This window comes from Sphingomonas sp. Sph1(2015), from assembly GCF_001970915.1.
Taxonomy (GTDB): Bacteria; Pseudomonadota; Alphaproteobacteria; order Sphingomonadales; family Sphingomonadaceae; genus Sphingomonas; species Sphingomonas parapaucimobilis.
In genome coordinates this window covers 18,693-35,096 of record NZ_MQUI01000017.1, presented here as the reverse complement: position 1 = coordinate 35,096, position 16,404 = coordinate 18,693, and the positions used below count along the sequence as shown (strand labels likewise).

Below are 16,404 nucleotides of genomic sequence, written 5' to 3'. Positions count from 1 at the left end.
TGACACTCCCTTAATAAAGCGGGCGATTACTGGCCCGATCCACAATATGGGTCGTGACAATCGCAAAGCCATACCAAGGACTTGGCTATTGTGTCGCCAATTGTCGCAGAAAATGACATGGCGTTCATCTGGGGTTTATCAGAGCCGGACATGACAAGGCCGGCTCTCTCCTTGCAACGGGAAGAGAACCGGCCCAATCGATTGTCGCATATCAGCAGCCGGTATCAGCGGCAGCGGACATTGTTCCGCTCGATCGCGCGTCCGGCCAGCGCACCGCCCGCCGCACCCAGCAGCGTGCCCAGCGTCTGCGATCCGCCCGAGGTGATCGCGGCACCCAGCGCACCGCCCGCGATGCCGCCGACGATCAAGCCGGTCGTGCCGTCGTTGCGACGGCAATAATAGCGGCCGTCCTGCCCGACATAGACCCGGTCGTTGCGACCGAGGCGACGTTCGCGATAGCGCGCATTGTCGACATAATAACGATCGGCGTAATAGCCGCCATAAGCGGGGTCGGGCCGGTTATAGTCATAGGCATAGCGCGGGCCGCCATAGCCGCCGCCCAGGCCGCCACCATAGGTCGAGCAACCCGAAACCAGCGTCGCTGCGGCCACCAGGCCGAGAGTCAGTGCACGCATTAGATCCTCCCTCATGGGTGATGCGGGGGAAGCGCGTGATTCGGGAAAAGGTTGCGACAGGTTAAGGCGGTTTAAGAGGTAGGTCATATGGCACGGGTCAGGCATGCCCTTCGACTTCGCTCAGTGCGAACGAGGTGAATGGCCGGGATCCTCTCAGGGCGGATCGCCATTCAGCCGCCCCTTTCATTCCTCCCCTGCAAGGGGAGGGGGACCAAAGCGAAGCGGTGGTGGAGGGGTGTCACCGCTTGCAAGGTTCGAACAACCTCTCGGGCGGGGACACCCCTCCGTCAGGCCTTCTGCCTGCCACCTCCCCTGCAAGGGGAGGAAAAGGTGAATGTCGATCCGATCTGGGCTTGGCCTCCAGCCCCCGTTCAGCCTGAGCGAAGTCGAAGGCCACGGGGATCGCCATAGTTCCCGCATAAGGGAGGTGGCAGAGCGAGAGGGGAGCCGCCACGCACGTCCTTCACGCGGCCGGCCCCCTCCACCATGCCGCGCATGGTCCCCCTCACCGTGCCGGGGAGGATCGTTATTCCGCCGCCTGCGCCTGTCCCTTGTCGAGCAGCGGCTTCAGATATTTGCCGGTAAAGCTGCGCGGTTCGGCGGCGACCACCTCCGGCGTGCCCACCGCAACGATCTCGCCGCCCTTCACGCCGCCCTCGGGGCCGAGATCGACGATCCAGTCGGCGGTCTTGATGACGTCGAGATTATGCTCGATCACCACCACCGTATTGCCCTGCTCGACCAGTGCATGGAGCACTTCGAGCAATTTGCGAACGTCCTCGAAGTGAAGCCCGGTCGTCGGTTCGTCGAGGATGTAGAGCGTGTTGCCCGTCGCGCGGCGCGACAATTCCTTGGCCAGCTTCACCCGCTGCGCCTCGCCGCCCGACAGGGTCGTCGCCTGCTGGCCGACCTTGACGTAACCCAGCCCGACCTCGACCAGCATCGCCATCTTGTCGCGGATCGGCGGCACCGCCTGGAAGAATTCGGCGGCATCCTCGACCGTCATGTCGAGCACATCGGCGATCGAATGTCCCTTGAACTTCACCTCCAGCGTCTCGCGATTGTAGCGCGCGCCGTGGCACACGTCGCAGGTGACGTAGACGTCGGGCAGGAAGTGCATCTCGATCTTGAGCACGCCGTCGCCCTGGCACGCCTCGCACCGCCCGCCCTTCACGTTGAACGAGAAGCGACCGGGCTTGTAGCCGCGCGCCTGCGCCTCGGGCAGCCCGGCGAACCAGTCGCGGATCTGCGTGAAGGCGCCGGTATAGGTCGCCGGGTTCGACCGGGGCGTACGGCCGATCGGCGACTGGTCGATATCGATCACCTTGTCGAGATGATCGAGCCCGGTGATCTTCTCATGCTTTCCCGCCAGGATGCGCGCGCCATTCAGCGAGCGTGCGGCGGCGGCATAGAGGGTGTCGATGGTGAAGCTCGACTTGCCCGATCCCGATACGCCGGTGATACAGGTGAAGGTGCCCAGCGGAATGCTCGCGGTCACGCCCTGAAGATTGTTCGCGGTCGCCTTGTGAACGGTCAGCTTCTTGCCCGAACCCTTGCGCCGCTTGGCCGGAACCGCAACCTCGCGCGTGCCGTTCAGATAATCGGCGGTGACGCTGGTCTTGGACTTGAGCAACTGCTTGAGCGTGCCGTGCGCGACGATCTGGCCGCCATGCACGCCCGCGCCCGGCCCCATGTCGATGACATAGTCGGCGGTGCGGATCGCGTCCTCGTCATGCTCGACGACCAGCACGGTGTTGCCCAGGTCGCGCAGTCGTCGCAGCGTCGCGAGCAGCATGTCGTTGTCGCGCTGGTGCAGGCCGATCGAAGGCTCGTCGAGCACGTAGAGCACGCCCGACAGGCCGGAGCCGATCTGCGACGCCAAGCGAATTCGCTGGCTCTCGCCGCCCGACAAGGTGCCGCTGGTCCGGTCGAGATTCAGGTAATCGAGGCCCACATTGTTGAGGAAACCCAGCCGCTCGACGATCTCCTTGAGGATCGGCTGGGCGATGGCGCGCTGCTGATCGGTCAGATGGTCGGGCAGGCCGGTGAAGAAAGCCAGCGCATCGACCACCGACAGATGCGTGGCGTAGGAAATGTCCTGCATGGCGATCTTCACCGCCAGCGCCTCGGGCTTCAACCGCGCGCCGTGGCAGACTTCGCAAGGCTGCGACGACTGATAGTTGGACAGTTCCTCGCGCATCCAGGCGCTCTCGGTCTGGAGCATCCGGCGGTTGAGATTGCCGATCACGCCCTCGAACGGCTTCTTCACATCGTACGACTTCTTGCCGTCGACGAAGGTCAGCGTGACCGCCTTGCCCTTGGTGCCATGCAGGATCGCCTGATGCACCGACGGGTCCAGATCCTTCCACGGCGTCTCCAACGAGAAGCCGAACTCGCGCGCGAGACTCCCCAGCACCTGCATATAATAGGGGCTGGGCGGGTTGGACTTGGCCCAGGGCACGACCGCGCCCTTCTTGATCGACAGCTCGTGATTGGGGACGACCAGGTCTTCGTCGAAGATCAGCTTCTCGCCCAGACCGTCACAGGCCGGGCACGCCCCCTGCGGCGCGTTGAACGAGAACAGGCGCGGTTCGATCTCGGAAATGGTGAAGCCGCTGATCGGGCAGGCGAACTTCTCCGAAAACACGATCCGGCCATCGGGCGCGTTGTTGCCCAGCACGGCGGACTTGGGCGTCGCGGGCTCGACCGGATCGGCGGGGTCGACATAGGCCAGACCGTCCGCCAGCTTCAGCGCGGTCTCGAAGCTGTCGGCCAGTCGCGTCGCGATATCCTCGCGCACGACCAGACGATCGACCACCACTTCGATGTCATGCTTGAACTTCTTGTCGAGCGCGGGGGCCTCGTCGATTTCGTAAAGCTGGCCGTCGATGCGGACGCGGGTGAAGCCCGCCTTCTGCCACTCGGCCATTTCCTTGCGATATTCGCCCTTGCGGCCGCGCACGACGGGGGCGAGCAGGTACAGGCGCGTACCTTCGGGGAGCGTCATCACCCGGTCGACCATCTGGCTGACCGTCTGCGCCGCGATCGGCTCTCCGGTGGCGGGCGAGTACGGAATGCCCACACGCGCCCAAAGCAGGCGCATATAGTCGTAGATTTCGGTGACCGTCGCCACGGTCGAACGCGGGTTGCGGCTGGTCGTCTTCTGCTCGATCGAGATGGCGGGCGACAGCCCCTCGATATGGTCGACGTCCGGCTTCTGCATCATTTCCAGAAACTGGCGCGCATAGGCCGACAGCGACTCGACGTAACGCCGCTGCCCCTCGGCATAGATGGTGTCGAACGCCAGCGAAGACTTGCCCGACCCCGACAGGCCGGTGATCACCGTCAGCGTGTCACGGGGAATGTCGATATCGACATCCTTGAGATTATGCTCGCGCGCGCCGCGGACGGAAATCTTGGTCAGCATGAGGCAGGTTCTACTTCTGTTCCGGGAGGAAGGCCAGAGGCGAGATAGGGAGCGGCATGGCCGGTTTCGAGGGGGCGGGCTTGCGGTAACGTGCGACCTTCGCCCATGATCCCCGCCGATCGCCGTTCAAGGGGGAGTAGTTACCGACGTGTCGAAGACCTTGCACCTGACCGCCCTGTTGCTGCTGGCCTCCAGCACCGCCACCCCCGCCTTCGCGCAAAAGGCCGAGAAGACCGAGACCAAGACGACCACAGAGACCAAGGACGACGACAGCAAGCGCCCGCCCCTGCCCGCCGACAAGACGATTAGTCAGAGCGCGCGGATCGGCGGCCGGGTCATCAACTACAAGGCGACCATCGGCAAGATCGCAGTGCGCGACGACAAGGGCAAGGAGATCGGGCAGGTCGTCTATACCGCCTATACCGTGCCCGGCGGCGATGTGCGGCGGCCGGTCACCTTCGCCTTCAACGGCGGGCCGGGCGCGGCCTCGGTCTATCTGAACCTGGGCGCGGTCGGCCCGAAGCGCGTGCCGTTCGGCGCGCAGGGCGACGCCCCCTCCGACGCGCCGGTGACGACCGACAATCCCAATAGCTGGCTGGACTTCACCGACCTGGTCTTCATCGATCCGGTCGGCACCGGCTTCAGCCGCAGCCTGGTCGACGAGGCGGAGACCAAGAAGGCCTTCTTCGCCAACGACCCGGACATCAAATATCTGTCCAAGGTCGTCTATGACTGGCTGGTCAAGGAAGGGCGGTTGCGCTCGCCGAAATATATCATGGGCGAAAGCTATGGCGGCTATCGCGCGCCGCGCATCGCCTATGAGCTTCAGTCGCAGATCGGCGTCGGGGTGAACGGGCTGGTGATGGTGTCGCCCTATCTCGACCCGGCTTCGGGCGACGACGCCACCGCGCTGTCGCCCTTGCCGTGGATGATCGACCTGCCCTCGATGGCCGCCGCGCAACTGGAGCGGCAGGGCAAGCTGACCCCGGAAGCGATGGCGGGGGTCGAGGCCTATGCGCGCGGCGATTACCTGCGCGACCTGATGCGCGGGCGGTCGGACACTCAGGCGGTCGACCGGATGGTCAGTCGCGTGACCGAGCTGACCGGGTTGGACCCCGCGCTGGTTCGCAGGCTGGGCGGGCGGATCGATACGCGGACATATCTGCGCGAAATCCATCGCAACGACTCGACGATCGGCAGCATCTACGACTCGAACGTCACCGCCTTCGACCCCTTCCCCTGGTCGTCGCAGCAGCGGTCCAACGACCCGCTGCTCGACTCGCTGATCGCGCCGACGACCAGCGCGATGGTCGATTTCGTGACGCGCGAAGTCGGCTGGAAGACCGACGCGCGCTATCACGCGCTGTCCTATGAGGTGAACAGCGCCTGGGATCGCGGCAAGCCCGACGACACCCCCGTCACCGACCTGCGCAAGGCGATCGCCAACGACCCGAAGATGAAGGTGATGATCGTGCATGGCTGGGACGACCTGTCCTGCCCCTATTTCGCCTCGCGCCTGATCGTCGACCAGATGCCGAGCTACGGCGTGGCGCAGCGGGTTAAGCTGAACGTCTATCCGGGCGGGCACATGTTCTACAGCCGCACCGACAGCGGCGCGGCGTTCCGGCGGGATGCGATGGCGATGTACGGGGGGTGATAAGGCTGGCTGATCTCCGTTCGCGCTGGGCGAAGTTTCGAGGGATTCCCTTGGCCTTCGACTTCGCTCAGGCGGAACGGAGATTTAGGATTGGGCAGCTTCCCCCGCTCCGTTCAGGCTGAGCGAAGTCGAAGCCCACGCCACACTGCTTCCCGACAACCCGGCTGGCTCCTCGCTCCAACCCACGCTACAGACTCAACCGTATACGAAACGGAGCGAGTGACATGGCAGTTATGATCGGCGGATCGACGGCGGAGCGGGAACTGGCGAGCCTGTCGCCCTGGGCGAACCCCGCGCCGGTCATCACCGCGCAGGAACGCGCGCAGCGACTGACCCGCGCCCGCGAACTGATGGCGCAGATGGGTGCCGACGCGCTGCTGGTCGGTGCGGGGGCCAGCTTGCGCTATTTCACCGGCGTCGCCTGGGGCGCGACCGAGCGGTTGGTGGCGATGCTGCTGCCGATCGCGGGCGAGCCGATCTTCATCTGCCCCGGCTTCGAACTCGGCTCGTTCGAGGCGAGCCTGTCCATCCCCGCCAGCGACATCCGGCTATGGGAGGAGGATGAAAGCCCCTCAGCCTTGGTCGCCGATGCGCTGAAGGCGGCGGGGGCGGGCAGGCTGGCGATCGACCCGGCCATGGCCTTCCTGTTCGTCGAGCGTATCCGCGCCGCCGCGCCGGGCGTCGCGCTGGTCGATGGCGGGCCGGTCGTCGATGGCTGCCGCATGATCAAGTCGCCCGCCGAGATCGCGTTGATGCAGCAGGCGATGGACATCACGCTGGAGGTCCACCGCCGCGCCGCGCGTATCCTGCACGAGGGCATTCGGGCGTCCGAAGTGATCCGCTTCATCGATCAGGCCCACCGGGCGCTGGGCGCACCGACCGGCAACTATTTCTGCGCGGTGCAGTTCGGCCGCTCGACCGCCTTCCCGCATGGCTTGCCGCAGGACGATGTGCTGCGCGAGGGTGATCTGGTGCTGGTCGATACCGGCACGCTGATCGACGGCTATCACAGTGACATCACCCGCACCTATGCGTTCGGCGATGTCGGCGACGAGGTGCGCCGCATCTGGGATATCGAAAAGGACGCGCAAGCCGCCGCCTTCGCCGCCGTCCGGCCCGGCGAACCCTGTGAGGCAGTGGACTATGCCGCACGCGCGGTGCTGGAGCGGGCCGGGCTCGGGCCTGACTATCGCCTGCCCGGCCTTCCGCACCGCACCGGGCACGGTATCGGCCTGTCGATCCACGAGCCTGCCTATCTGGTGCGCGGCGACAAGACGCCACTGACACCCGGCATGTGCTTCTCCGACGAGCCGATGATCGTCGTGCCCGACCGCTTCGGCGTGCGGCTGGAGGACCATTTCCACGTCACCGAGACGGGCGCGGCGTGGTTCACCCAGCCCCAGCCAGCGATCGACGATCTGGGGTGATGAAAGCGCCCCGGCGAAAGCCGGGGCAACAGGTTCACGCGAAGACGCGATGCCGCGAAGGATTTTATTCGCGCGGAGGCGCGGAGACGCGGAGATGATTGCCTGCGCGGCAGCGCTTGGACATCATCGACAGGTTGAGATGACAGGGCCGCCGGCGCGGCGAACCCAGACCCTCCGCGTCTCCGCGCCTCCGCGCGAACCTCTTAATTCTTCGCGACTTCGCGGCTTCGCGGCTTCGCGTGAACGACGGCCTTTACACCACCGTGAACCCGGCCCAGAACGGGTCCTCGCGGTCGATCCAGATCGTGTTGTAGCCGGTTGACACCGCAGAGCCCTGGATCGACGGCACGATCGCCGCCTGCCCGCCCAGTTCGGTCGCTTCCTCGACCCGGCCGATGAAGCGGCTGCGGATATAGCTTTCGTGGACGAAGCGGTCGCCGACCTTCAACCGCCCCTTGGCTGCCAGATGCGCCAGCCGCGCGGAGGTGCCGGTGCCGCACGGGCTCCGGTCGATCGCGCGCTCGCCATAGAAGACCGCGTTGCGGCCGTCGGCGTCCTCCGCCGAGGGCTTGTCGGCCCAGAGCACATGGCTGACCCCCCGGATCGAGGGTTCGAGCGGATGAACCGGCTCGAACTGTTCGCGCACCAGTTCGCGGATGGTGCGGCTGAGTTCGACCAGCCTCGACGCGCCCAGATCGTCGAGGCCCGTATAGGCCCCCTGCGGCTCGATGATGGCGTAGTAATTGCCGCCATAGGCGACATCCAGCGTCAGCGGGCCGAAGCCCGGCACGTCGATCTGTATGCCCTCGGCCGCCAGATAGGCGGGCACGTTGCGGATGCGGACGGCGGTGACCTTCGCGCCTTCCTTCTCATATTCGATATGGATGGTGCCCGCGGGCACCTCGACCTTCAGCTTGCCCGGTTCACGCGGGGTGATCAGGCCGTTTTCCAGGCCGAAGGTGATCATCCCGATCGTGCCATGCCCGCACATGGGCAGGCAGCCGCTCGTTTCGATGAACAGGATCGCCGCGTCGCTGTCGGGCTCGCAGGGCGGGTAGAGGAAGCCGCCCGACATCATGTCATGCCCGCGCGGCTCGAAGCACAGGCCGGTGCGGATCCAGTCGAACCGCTCCAGGAAATCCAGCCGCCGCTCGGCCATGCTGGACCCGCGCAGCAGCGGCGCACCGCCCGCCACCAGCCGGACGGGATTGCCCGCCGTATGGCCGTCGATACAGAAAAAGGTGTGGCGGATCGTGGGTGACGTCATCGGGATTCCCTTGCTGTAAAATCCGTATACGATATGACCAGGCCCATGCCCAAGCCGGAAAATCACGTCCCAGCGTCAGATCATCGCAGCGCCATTGTCGTCGGCGGCGGCGTCATCGGCACGACCACGGCGCTGGCGTTGCAACGCGTCGGTTGGGCGGTGACCCTGATCGAAGCAGAGGACACCCCACGCGCCGCGTCCTGGGGCAATGCGGGCCATATCGCGACCGAACAGGCCGAGCCGATCGCCTCGCCAGCAATGGTGCGTGGTTTCGCCAAGCGGCTGTTCTTTCGCGGCGGCGCGCTGGCCCTGCCGCCGCGCGAGATCGCGACCTGGCTGCCCTTTTCACTCCGCCTGCTAAAGGCTGCCCGCCCGGCGCGGTACGAGCGGGCGCATGAAGCGCTGGCGGGGCTGCTCGCCCAGGCCATGCCCGCGTGGCAGCGGCACGTCGCCGCGCTCGGTGCGCCCGATCTGCTCCGCGCGCACGGCCATGTCGTTCTGTGGGAAACGCCGGAGAGCGCCGCGCGCGGGCTGGCGAACTGGCAGGCGGCGGACACCGGCACCGCGCGCTTCCGCTCGCTGACGGAGGCGGAGCTTCAGGACTGGCGCGCCCGGATTCGCGCGCCGATCGCGGGCGGGATAAGGTTCGAGGGCAGCGGCCAGATCGCCGACCCGACCCGGCTGGCCGAAACCACGACCGCGCGCTTTGTCGCGGACGGCGGCACCCGCCTGATCGCCCGCGTCGAGGCGGTCGGCGACGGCGAGGTCCGCCTGACCGACAACCGCCGCCTGACCGACAACCGCCGCCTGACCGCCGACCAGATCGTCGTGACGGCGGGCGTGGCGAGCGCCGCGCTGCTCCGCCCCTTCGGCTTGAAAGCCCCGATCATCGCCGAGCGTGGCTATCACCTCCAGACCGGCCCGGACGTCGACTGGCCCGCCGACCTGCCCCCGGTGGTGTTCGAGGACCGCTCGATGATCGTCACCCGCTTCGCAGGCGGCCTGCGCGCCGCCAGCATCGTCGAATTCGCCCGCGCCGAAGCCAAGCCCGACCCCGCCAAGTGGGACCGCCTGCGCCAGCATATCGCGGCGCTGGGCCTGCCGATCGGCGAGGATGCGAAACCCTGGATGGGCGCACGGCCGACCCTGCCGGATTACCTGCCCGCGATCGGGCGGGTGCCGGGGGCCAAGGGTGTGTCCTATGCTTTCGGGCACAATCATCTGGGCCTGACGCTCGCGCCGATCACGGGGGAGTTGGTGGCGGCGATGCTGGCCGGGAAGTCACCCCCCTTTCCCACATCGCCATTCGAATTGCAGCGATTCAGGTAATCTGGGAAAACTCGCAGTCGAACGACGGGTCTTACTGAATATTGGGCAGAGGCTAGTCGAAGATGCCAACCGCCGCATCAGCCCATATCGCGCACACCACTGCCACTATTCCGATGACGATCAGGCCACGGACCGCCGGGGGAGCCGACAGGCGCGGGGCATATTCGCAGGCAACGCCAATCGTCCCGAGCAATATGGCGGCAAACACGAAGTCGACCAGGTTCCAATCGACCTCACTGGTAAATGGCATCGCCAGCGCTGGCACGAGAAGTACGCACGTCAGCAGCGCCCAGACGAAATTCCGCAATACCCGGGAATCAATCCGCCGTAGATTATGGATCAATTGCATAAGCACTCCATCTGACGAACGGCAGTCAGCATCATGACGTTGTTTGCCGCGTAATGAAAGTGGCCGAATATGGCGCTTGTCGATCGCTCCGGCGAATGCCCCCCTCATGGGCGACCCGCAATACCACGCGATCGAGGTCATATTCACGTCGGCGTTATCACAATCCTTCGCTCGACATCCCGCCCCCATCCGCTATCGGTTAACCACTTCGCATCGGGGGAGCGGCGACCGGGTCCGTGCAGATCAAGCGGCTTCGCATTTCGGGATTCAAGAGCTTCGTCGATCCGGCCGATCTGGTCATCGAGCCGGGGCTGACCGGCGTTGTCGGGCCGAATGGCTGCGGCAAGTCGAACCTGCTCGAAGCGCTGCGCTGGACGATGGGTGAGAACAGCGCGCGGTCGATGCGGGGCGCTGGCATGGAAGACGTGATCTTCGCCGGGACCGCCACCCGCCCGCCGCGCGACTTTGCCGAGGTCACGATCCTGGCCGAGCGCGAGGGTGAAGAGACCGAGATCGTCCGCCGGATCGAGCGCGGCGCAGGCTCGGCCTATCGGATCGACGGGCGCGACGTACGCGCCAAGGACGTGGCGCTGCTGTTCGCCGACGCTGCGACCGGGGCGCACTCGCCCGCGCTGGTCAGCCAGAACCGGATCGGCGCGGTCATCGCCGCCAAGCCCGCCGAGCGCCGCGCGATGCTGGAGGAAGCGGCCGGGATCGCTGGTCTGCATGTCCGCCGTCGCGATGCCGAAACCAGGCTGCGCGCGACCGAGACCAACCTGACCCGGCTGGACGAAGCCATCGCCGACCAGGACGCGCGCATCGCGACGCTGCGGCGACAGGCGCGGGCGGCGGAGCGCTATCGCCTGCTCTCCGACCAGATTCGGGTGGCCGAGGCGCGGATGATCTTCGCCCGCTGGCGCGACGCGGCCGAGGCGGCGGGGGCGGCGAAGATCGAGGCGGAGGCGGCCGAGCGTCGCGTCGCCGAAACCACCGCCGCCGAGCGTGAGGCGGCGGCCGCGCAAGGCCAGGCGGTGGCGCGCGCCGCCCGGACGCGCGCCGCCTCGCTCGCCGCGCGCGATGCGCTGAGCGAGGCGGGCCATGCCCTGTCGCGCACCCGCGACCGCCGCCACGGGCTGCAACGGCGGATCGAGGAACTCGCCGCCGCGCGCACCCGCATCGACGAAGACCGCGCGCGCGAGGATGCGCTGGCGCATGACGCGGCTGCGGCGATCCGGCGGCTGGTCGAGGAGCGCGAGGATCTGGAGGCGCGCATCGCCCATGCGGTGCAGGCCATGCCCCGGCTCGACGCGCTGCTGGCCGAGGCGGAGACGAAGAACCGCAATGCCGAGGTCGCGCTGGCCCGCGCCTTGTCGGCCCAGGCGGCCGAAGCCGCAGAGCGTCGCATCGCCGAGGCCGCGCTGACCGCCGCCCGTGCGCGCCATGCCCGTGCCGAACGCGACGCGCGCGCGGTCGCCTCCGCGATCGAGGCGCTGCCCGACATGGCCGAGCAGGAGGCGGCGCGCGAAGCGGCCATCGCAACACAGGCCGCCGCCAAAGTCGATGCCGACAAGGCGCGCGCGGCTTTGGGCTGGGCCGAGGAAAGCGAGCTGACCGCGACCGGCGAGCGCGACTCTGCGGAAGGAGCCCGCGCCCGCGCCATCGCCGCGCTCGCCGCGCTGGAAGCCGAGGCGGCGACGCTGACCCGCGCGACGGCGAGCAAGGGCGGCGACCGGCTGCTCGACGAGGTGCAGGCCGAGCCGGGATTCGAACGTGCGCTGGCCGCCGCGCTGGGTGACGAGCTGGAGACGCCGCTGGTCGACTGGCATGGCTCCCCCGTCGCACCGGACGACCCCGCCGCGCCGGTCGGCACGCTGCGGCTGGGCGAGCGGATCAAGGCGCCGCCGACGCTTGCCCGGCGGCTGTCGCAGATATTCCTGGTCGAGGCGGATTCGGGCCAGCAACTCAGCGTCGGACAGCGGCTGGTGACGCGCGAAGGGCGGCTGCGGCGTTGGGACGGCTATATCGGCGAGGGCGGCGGCGCAGCAGCCGCCGAGCGGATGGAGCGGCGCAACCGACTCGCCGCGCTGGAGACCGAACGCCCAGCGGCGGAGGCGGCGGTCCAGAGCGCGACCGAGGCGCGTGCCGCGATCGAGGAGCGGATCGCCCGCGCCCGTGCCGCCGCCGCCAGCGCGCGCAATCTCCATGCCCGCGCCGAGGCGAGCTTGCGCGATGCCGAGCGGGCCGAGGACCGGGCGCAGGCGGTGATCGAGCGGCTGTCGGCCCAGCGCACCGACCTCGCCACCCGCGCCGAACGCATCGCCGCCGAGATGGACGAGGCGCTGGCCGAATGCGACCGTGCCCAGGCGACGCTGGCCGGATTGCCCGACGGTACAGCCAGTGCAGCGGAGACGGCGCGGCTTCAACAGGAAACCCAGCTGGCCCGCTCGGCGGTGGCGCTGGCGCGGTCGGAGCGGACGACGCTGGAGCGCAGCCTGACCCAGACCCGCGACCGCCTGTCCGCCGCGATGGCCGAGGCGCAGGGCTGGGACCAGCGTGCAGGGCAAGCGGCGGGTCGGATCGCCGAGATGGACGACCGCGCCGCGACGCTCGACCGGGACGCCGCCGCGCTCGCCGACCAGCCGACATTGCTGGCCGACGAGATCGCCAGGCTCACCGCCGCACACGACACCGCCAAGACCGAGGCGGAGCGCACCCAGATCGAGGAAACCGACGCCGAACGCGCGCTGCGAGCCATCGAGGCGGCCCATGCCGAAACCCATGCGCTGTTGTCCGCCGCGCGGGAGGCGCGGGCGGGGGCGCTGGCGCGGGTGGAAAACCACGAACTGCGCAGGGTCGAACTGGGGCGCGTGTCGGGCGAACGCTTCGCCTGCCCCGCGCCGGTACTGCCGGAGAAACTCGCCTTCGACAGCGCCAGCGTCGGCTCGCCCCAGACCGAGGCCGCCGCGCATGACAAGCTGTCCGCCGATCGTGAACGGATCGGCCCGGTCAATCTGGTCGCCGAACAGGAACTGGCCGATCTGGAGGCGAGCGGCGCGGCCAGCGCCGCCGAGCGCGAGGATCTGGTGCAGGCGGTGGCGCGCTTGCGCAGCTCGATCGGGCTGCTCAACCGCGAGGGGCGGCAGCGTCTGCTGGAAGCGTTCGAGGCGGTGAACGGCCACTTCCAGACGCTGTTCGCGACCCTGTTCGACGGCGGATCGGCGCATCTGGCGCTGATCGATTCGGACGATCCGCTGGAGGCCGGGTTGGAGATCATGGCGCAGCCGCCGGGCAAGAGGCTCCAGTCGCTCACGCTATTGTCGGGGGGCGAGCAGGCGCTGACGGCGGTGGCGCTGATCTTCGGACTGTTCCTCACCAACCCCGCGCCGATCTGCGTGCTGGACGAAGTCGATGCGCCGCTGGACGACGCCAATATCGATCGTTTCTGCGGGCTGCTCGACCGGATGACGCGCGAGACGGATACGCGCTATCTGATCGTGACGCACAATGCGGTGACGATGAGCCGGATGCACCGGCTGTTCGGCGTGACGATGATCGAACGCGGGGTCAGCCGGTTGGTGTCGGTGGATTTGCAGGCCGCCGAGACATTGCTGGCGGCGGAGTGACGCCGCCTTAACCCGCTGCCAAGCCACAAATATGGGACATACGCTTCGACTTCGCTCAGCGTGAACGACTGCTGGATGATTTGGCCTGATCCTCGCCTCCGTTCAGCCTGAGCCCCTCGACTGGCTGGCAAGCCAGCCGCTCGGGGTAAACTTCGGCGCAAAGCGCCGAAGTCGAAGGCCACGCAAAACCGTCAAGGCAGCAGGAACGTACCCTCGATCACCGTCACGCACCCACCGCCCAGCACGACCCGGTCGCCGTCCAGCCGACAGGTCAACCGCCCGCCGCGCGCACTCGCCTGCTCCGCCACGAACGTTTCGCTGCCCAGCTTCCGCGTCCAATATGGCGTGATCACCGCATGGGCCGCCCCCGTCACCGGGTCTTCGTCGATGGCGAAGGCGGGCACGAATACGCGGCTGACCACATCCGCCTCCCCTGCCCCGCCGCGCGCGGTCAGAATGACGACATAGCGCCCGGCCTTGGCCAGCGCCGCGAAATCCGGCGTGCAGGCCCGCACCGTCTCGGCGCTATCCACGACGACCACCGCATAGCCCGCCGGATGGCGCAGCGTTTCCACCACGCCGTCCACACCCAGCGCCTCGACCACGCCCGGCAGCGCCTCGGGCGACGGCGTGCGCTCGGGCAGGGACATGCTGTAGCCCAGCCCGTCGCGCGCTACCTCCAGCACCCCGGCGTGGCGCGTCGCGAACCGCACCCGGTTTCGCGTGGTATCCGACGACAGCACGACATGCCCGCTGGCCAGCGTGGCGTGACCGCACATCTCCACCTCGTCGCCCGGCGTGAACCAGCGCAGTTCGAAATCCGCCTCGCCGCCGTCCATCGGCACCAGAAAGGCCGTTTCCGACAGATTATTCTCCTGCGCGATCGCCAGCAGCACGGTGTCCTCCAGCCAGGCCGACAGTAGCATCACCGCCGCCGGATTGCCGGCGAACGCGGCCTCGGCAAAGGCGTCGACCTGGGTGAAAGGGATCCGCATCTCAATATCCCACGCGCTTGCCGAACCAATGCGGCGTCACATCCGCCTCGACCAGCGGATTGTCGGTGTCGACATGCCCCTCGGGATCGAGATGGATCAGCACCTCGACCTTGGGGAAGGCGCGGCGCAGCGCGCGCTCGACCCCCTCGACCACGTCATGCGCGGCGGCAACGGTCATGTCGCGGTCGACCTCCATATGGAACTGCGCAAAGTCGTGGCTGCCCGAACGGCGGGTGCGGAAGTCGTGGATACCCTTCAGCCCGGGCTGGCGGGCGGCGACGTCGAGGAAGGCGGCGCGCTGGTCGTCGGACCATTCCTTGTCCATCAGCTGGTCGATCGCGGTCGAGGACGCCTGGAACGCGCCCCAGGCCAGCCAGACGGCGATGGCGATGCCGAAGATCGGGTCCGCGCCGTGCCAGCCGAAATACTGGTCCAACACCATCGCGACGATCACCGATCCGTTGAGCAGCACGTCCGACTGGTAATGGACATTGTCCGCCAGGATCGCGACCGAACCGGTCCGCCGGATCACACTGCGCTGATAGGCGAGCAGGACGATGGTCGCCAGGATCGCGATCACCGACACGCCGATGCCGAATTCGGCATCGCTGGTCGGATTGTCCGCGCCCAGCGCCATGACCGCGCGCCAGGCGATGCCCGCCGCCGAGGCGGTGATGAGCGCCACCTGGAACAGGGCCGCCAGCGCCTCCGCCTTGCCGTGTCCGAAGCGGTGGTCATGGTCCGCCGGGGTCGCCGCCAGCCGGACGCCGTACAGCGTCACCAGACTGGCGAGCAGGTCGAGCGCGGTGTCGGCCAGCGAACCCAGCATCGCGACCGACCCCGTCCGCCACGCGGCGAATCCCTTGAGCGCCAACAGGAACAACGCCATCGCGACGCTGGCCAGCGCCGCGCGTGTCGCCAGCGGAATGACCTTCTTGCGTTCGTCCTGGGTCACGGAAACAGCAATCCTTCGTCCCAGCCATTCTCGCCGGTGCGGGTGAAGACACGGCGTTCGTGCAGCCGGTGCTCGCGGTCGAGCCAGAACTCGATCCGTTGCGGAGTGACGCGGTATCCGCCCCAGTGCGGCGGGCGCGGCACGTCGCCGCCCTCGAAGCGGGCGCGCATGTCCTCGAACCGCGCCTCGAATGTCTCGCGGTCGGCGAGCGGGCGCGACTGGTCCGAGGCCCAGGCCCCCAGCTGCGAGTCGCGCCCCCGGCTGGCGAAATAGGCGTCCGACTCGGAGTCATCGACGCGCGACACCGGACCTTCGATGCGAATCTGGCGACGCAGCGACTTCCAGTGGAAAAGAAGCGCGGCCTTGCTGCCATCGCCCAGATCCTGCGCCTTGCGGCTCTCGCGATTGGTGTAGAACACGAATCCGCGGGGATCATGGCCCTTCAGCAGGACCATACGCACTGACGGCTGTCCGGTCGCGTCGACCGTCGCCAGCGCCATCGCGTTGGAATCGTTGATTTCGCTCGCACGCGCTTCGGCGAACCACGTATCGAACAGGGCAAAGGGATCGTCGGCCATGCGCCCGCCCATACGCCTGTGGGCCGGGAAAACCAACGCCGCGAACGGAAACGCTGAAGCCCATGAACATGGATCCGCTTCCTTTTTCCCTCGCCCCTCATAGAGGAGAGAGGGAGGAATAGGGCGATCGACTCCGACGCCACGCGCGCATCGCGCACCCGA

The 16,404-nt window shown here is 67.6% G+C and carries 11 protein-coding genes; 4 read left to right on the top strand and 7 right to left on the bottom strand.

Annotated elements, in window-relative coordinates; genetic code table 11:
• Positions 1–224: 224 nt before the first annotated feature.
• Positions 225–635 (bottom strand): glycine zipper 2TM domain-containing protein, encoded by a 411-nt coding sequence (locus BSZ14_RS09010; protein WP_174435564.1) that lies wholly within the window; start codon positions 633–635, stop codon positions 225–227.
• A 526-nt stretch (positions 636–1,161) separates the two neighbouring features.
• Positions 1,162–4,062 carry an excinuclease ABC subunit UvrA gene (gene uvrA / locus BSZ14_RS09005; RefSeq protein ID WP_076710670.1) on the bottom strand — a complete coding sequence of 967 codons (2,901 nt, stop codon included), beginning with the start codon at positions 4,060–4,062 and terminating at the stop codon, positions 1,162–1,164.
• A gap of 148 nt (positions 4,063–4,210) precedes the next feature.
• Here uvrA and BSZ14_RS09000 point away from each other — a divergent pair, with 148 nt between their 5' ends.
• Together BSZ14_RS09000 and BSZ14_RS08995 are read left to right on the top strand one after the other, a co-directional pair.
• Positions 4,211–5,719 carry a S10 family peptidase gene (locus BSZ14_RS09000; RefSeq protein WP_076710669.1) on the top strand — a complete coding sequence of 503 codons (1,509 nt, stop codon included), beginning with the start codon at positions 4,211–4,213 and terminating at the stop codon, positions 5,717–5,719.
• Positions 5,720–5,943: 224 nt separating this feature from the next.
• Positions 5,944–7,146, top strand: coding sequence for a M24 family metallopeptidase (locus BSZ14_RS08995; protein WP_076710668.1), 1,203 nt, complete (start codon positions 5,944–5,946; stop codon positions 7,144–7,146).
• Positions 7,147–7,399: 253 nt separating this feature from the next.
• On the opposite strand, the gene BSZ14_RS08990 is transcribed toward BSZ14_RS08995, so the two are convergent.
• On the bottom strand, positions 7,400–8,413 hold the full coding sequence (locus BSZ14_RS08990; RefSeq protein ID WP_198930486.1) for a 4-hydroxyproline epimerase: 1,014 nt from the start codon (positions 8,411–8,413) through the stop codon (positions 7,400–7,402).
• A gap of 45 nt (positions 8,414–8,458) precedes the next feature.
• On the opposite strand from BSZ14_RS08990, the gene BSZ14_RS08985 reads away from it, so the two are divergent.
• Positions 8,459–9,742 (top strand): NAD(P)/FAD-dependent oxidoreductase, encoded by a 1,284-nt coding sequence (locus tag BSZ14_RS08985; protein WP_076710667.1) that lies wholly within the window; start codon positions 8,459–8,461, stop codon positions 9,740–9,742.
• A gap of 52 nt (positions 9,743–9,794) precedes the next feature.
• Here BSZ14_RS08985 and BSZ14_RS08980 read toward each other — a convergent pair whose 3' ends face one another.
• Positions 9,795–10,232, bottom strand: a complete 438-nt coding sequence (locus tag BSZ14_RS08980; RefSeq protein WP_139330389.1) for a hypothetical protein — start codon at positions 10,230–10,232, stop codon at positions 9,795–9,797.
• A 95-nt stretch (positions 10,233–10,327) separates the two neighbouring features.
• On the opposite strand from BSZ14_RS08980, the gene BSZ14_RS08975 reads away from it, so the two are divergent.
• Complete coding sequence (locus tag BSZ14_RS08975) at positions 10,328–13,714, top strand: chromosome segregation SMC family protein (protein WP_076710666.1); 3,387 nt, start codon at positions 10,328–10,330, stop codon at positions 13,712–13,714.
• A gap of 191 nt (positions 13,715–13,905) precedes the next feature.
• Here BSZ14_RS08975 and BSZ14_RS08970 read toward each other — a convergent pair whose 3' ends face one another.
• From BSZ14_RS08970 to pdxH, 3 genes are read right to left on the bottom strand one after another with little or no spacing between them, the layout of a single operon-like run.
• The gene (locus BSZ14_RS08970; RefSeq protein WP_076710665.1) at positions 13,906–14,709 is read right to left on the bottom strand and encodes a PhzF family phenazine biosynthesis protein; all 804 of its coding nucleotides are present in this window, start codon (positions 14,707–14,709) and stop codon (positions 13,906–13,908) included.
• A gap of 1 nt (position 14,710) precedes the next feature.
• The gene (locus BSZ14_RS08965) at positions 14,711–15,664 is read right to left on the bottom strand and encodes a cation diffusion facilitator family transporter (RefSeq protein ID WP_076710664.1); all 954 of its coding nucleotides are present in this window, start codon (positions 15,662–15,664) and stop codon (positions 14,711–14,713) included.
• Positions 15,661–16,242 carry a pyridoxamine 5'-phosphate oxidase gene (gene pdxH, locus BSZ14_RS08960; protein ID WP_076710685.1) on the bottom strand — a complete coding sequence of 194 codons (582 nt, stop codon included), beginning with the start codon at positions 16,240–16,242 and terminating at the stop codon, positions 15,661–15,663. The genes BSZ14_RS08965 and pdxH overlap by 4 nt, the downstream gene beginning before the upstream one ends.
• Between the last annotated feature and the right edge of the window lie 162 nt (positions 16,243–16,404).

What these genes read in the sequence shown, in the direction of transcription:
- BSZ14_RS08980 (WP_139330389.1), bottom strand. Translation starts at nt 10,232, where the DNA reads ATGACCTCGATCGCGTGGTATTGCGGGTCGCCCATGAGGGGGGCATTC.
- BSZ14_RS09010 (WP_174435564.1), bottom strand. Translation starts at nt 635, where the DNA reads ATGCGTGCACTGACTCTCGGCCTGGTGGCCGCAGCGACGCTGGTTTCG.
- BSZ14_RS08990 (WP_198930486.1), bottom strand. Translation starts at nt 8,413, where the DNA reads ATGACGTCACCCACGATCCGCCACACCTTTTTCTGTATCGACGGCCAT.
- BSZ14_RS08985 (WP_076710667.1), top strand. Translation starts at nt 8,459, where the DNA reads ATGCCCAAGCCGGAAAATCACGTCCCAGCGTCAGATCATCGCAGCGCC.
- pdxH (WP_076710685.1), bottom strand. Translation starts at nt 16,242, where the DNA reads ATGGCCGACGATCCCTTTGCCCTGTTCGATACGTGGTTCGCCGAAGCG.
- BSZ14_RS08970 (WP_076710665.1), bottom strand. Translation starts at nt 14,709, where the DNA reads ATGCGGATCCCTTTCACCCAGGTCGACGCCTTTGCCGAGGCCGCGTTC.
- uvrA (WP_076710670.1), bottom strand. Translation starts at nt 4,062, where the DNA reads ATGCTGACCAAGATTTCCGTCCGCGGCGCGCGCGAGCATAATCTCAAG.
- BSZ14_RS08995 (WP_076710668.1), top strand. Translation starts at nt 5,944, where the DNA reads ATGGCAGTTATGATCGGCGGATCGACGGCGGAGCGGGAACTGGCGAGC.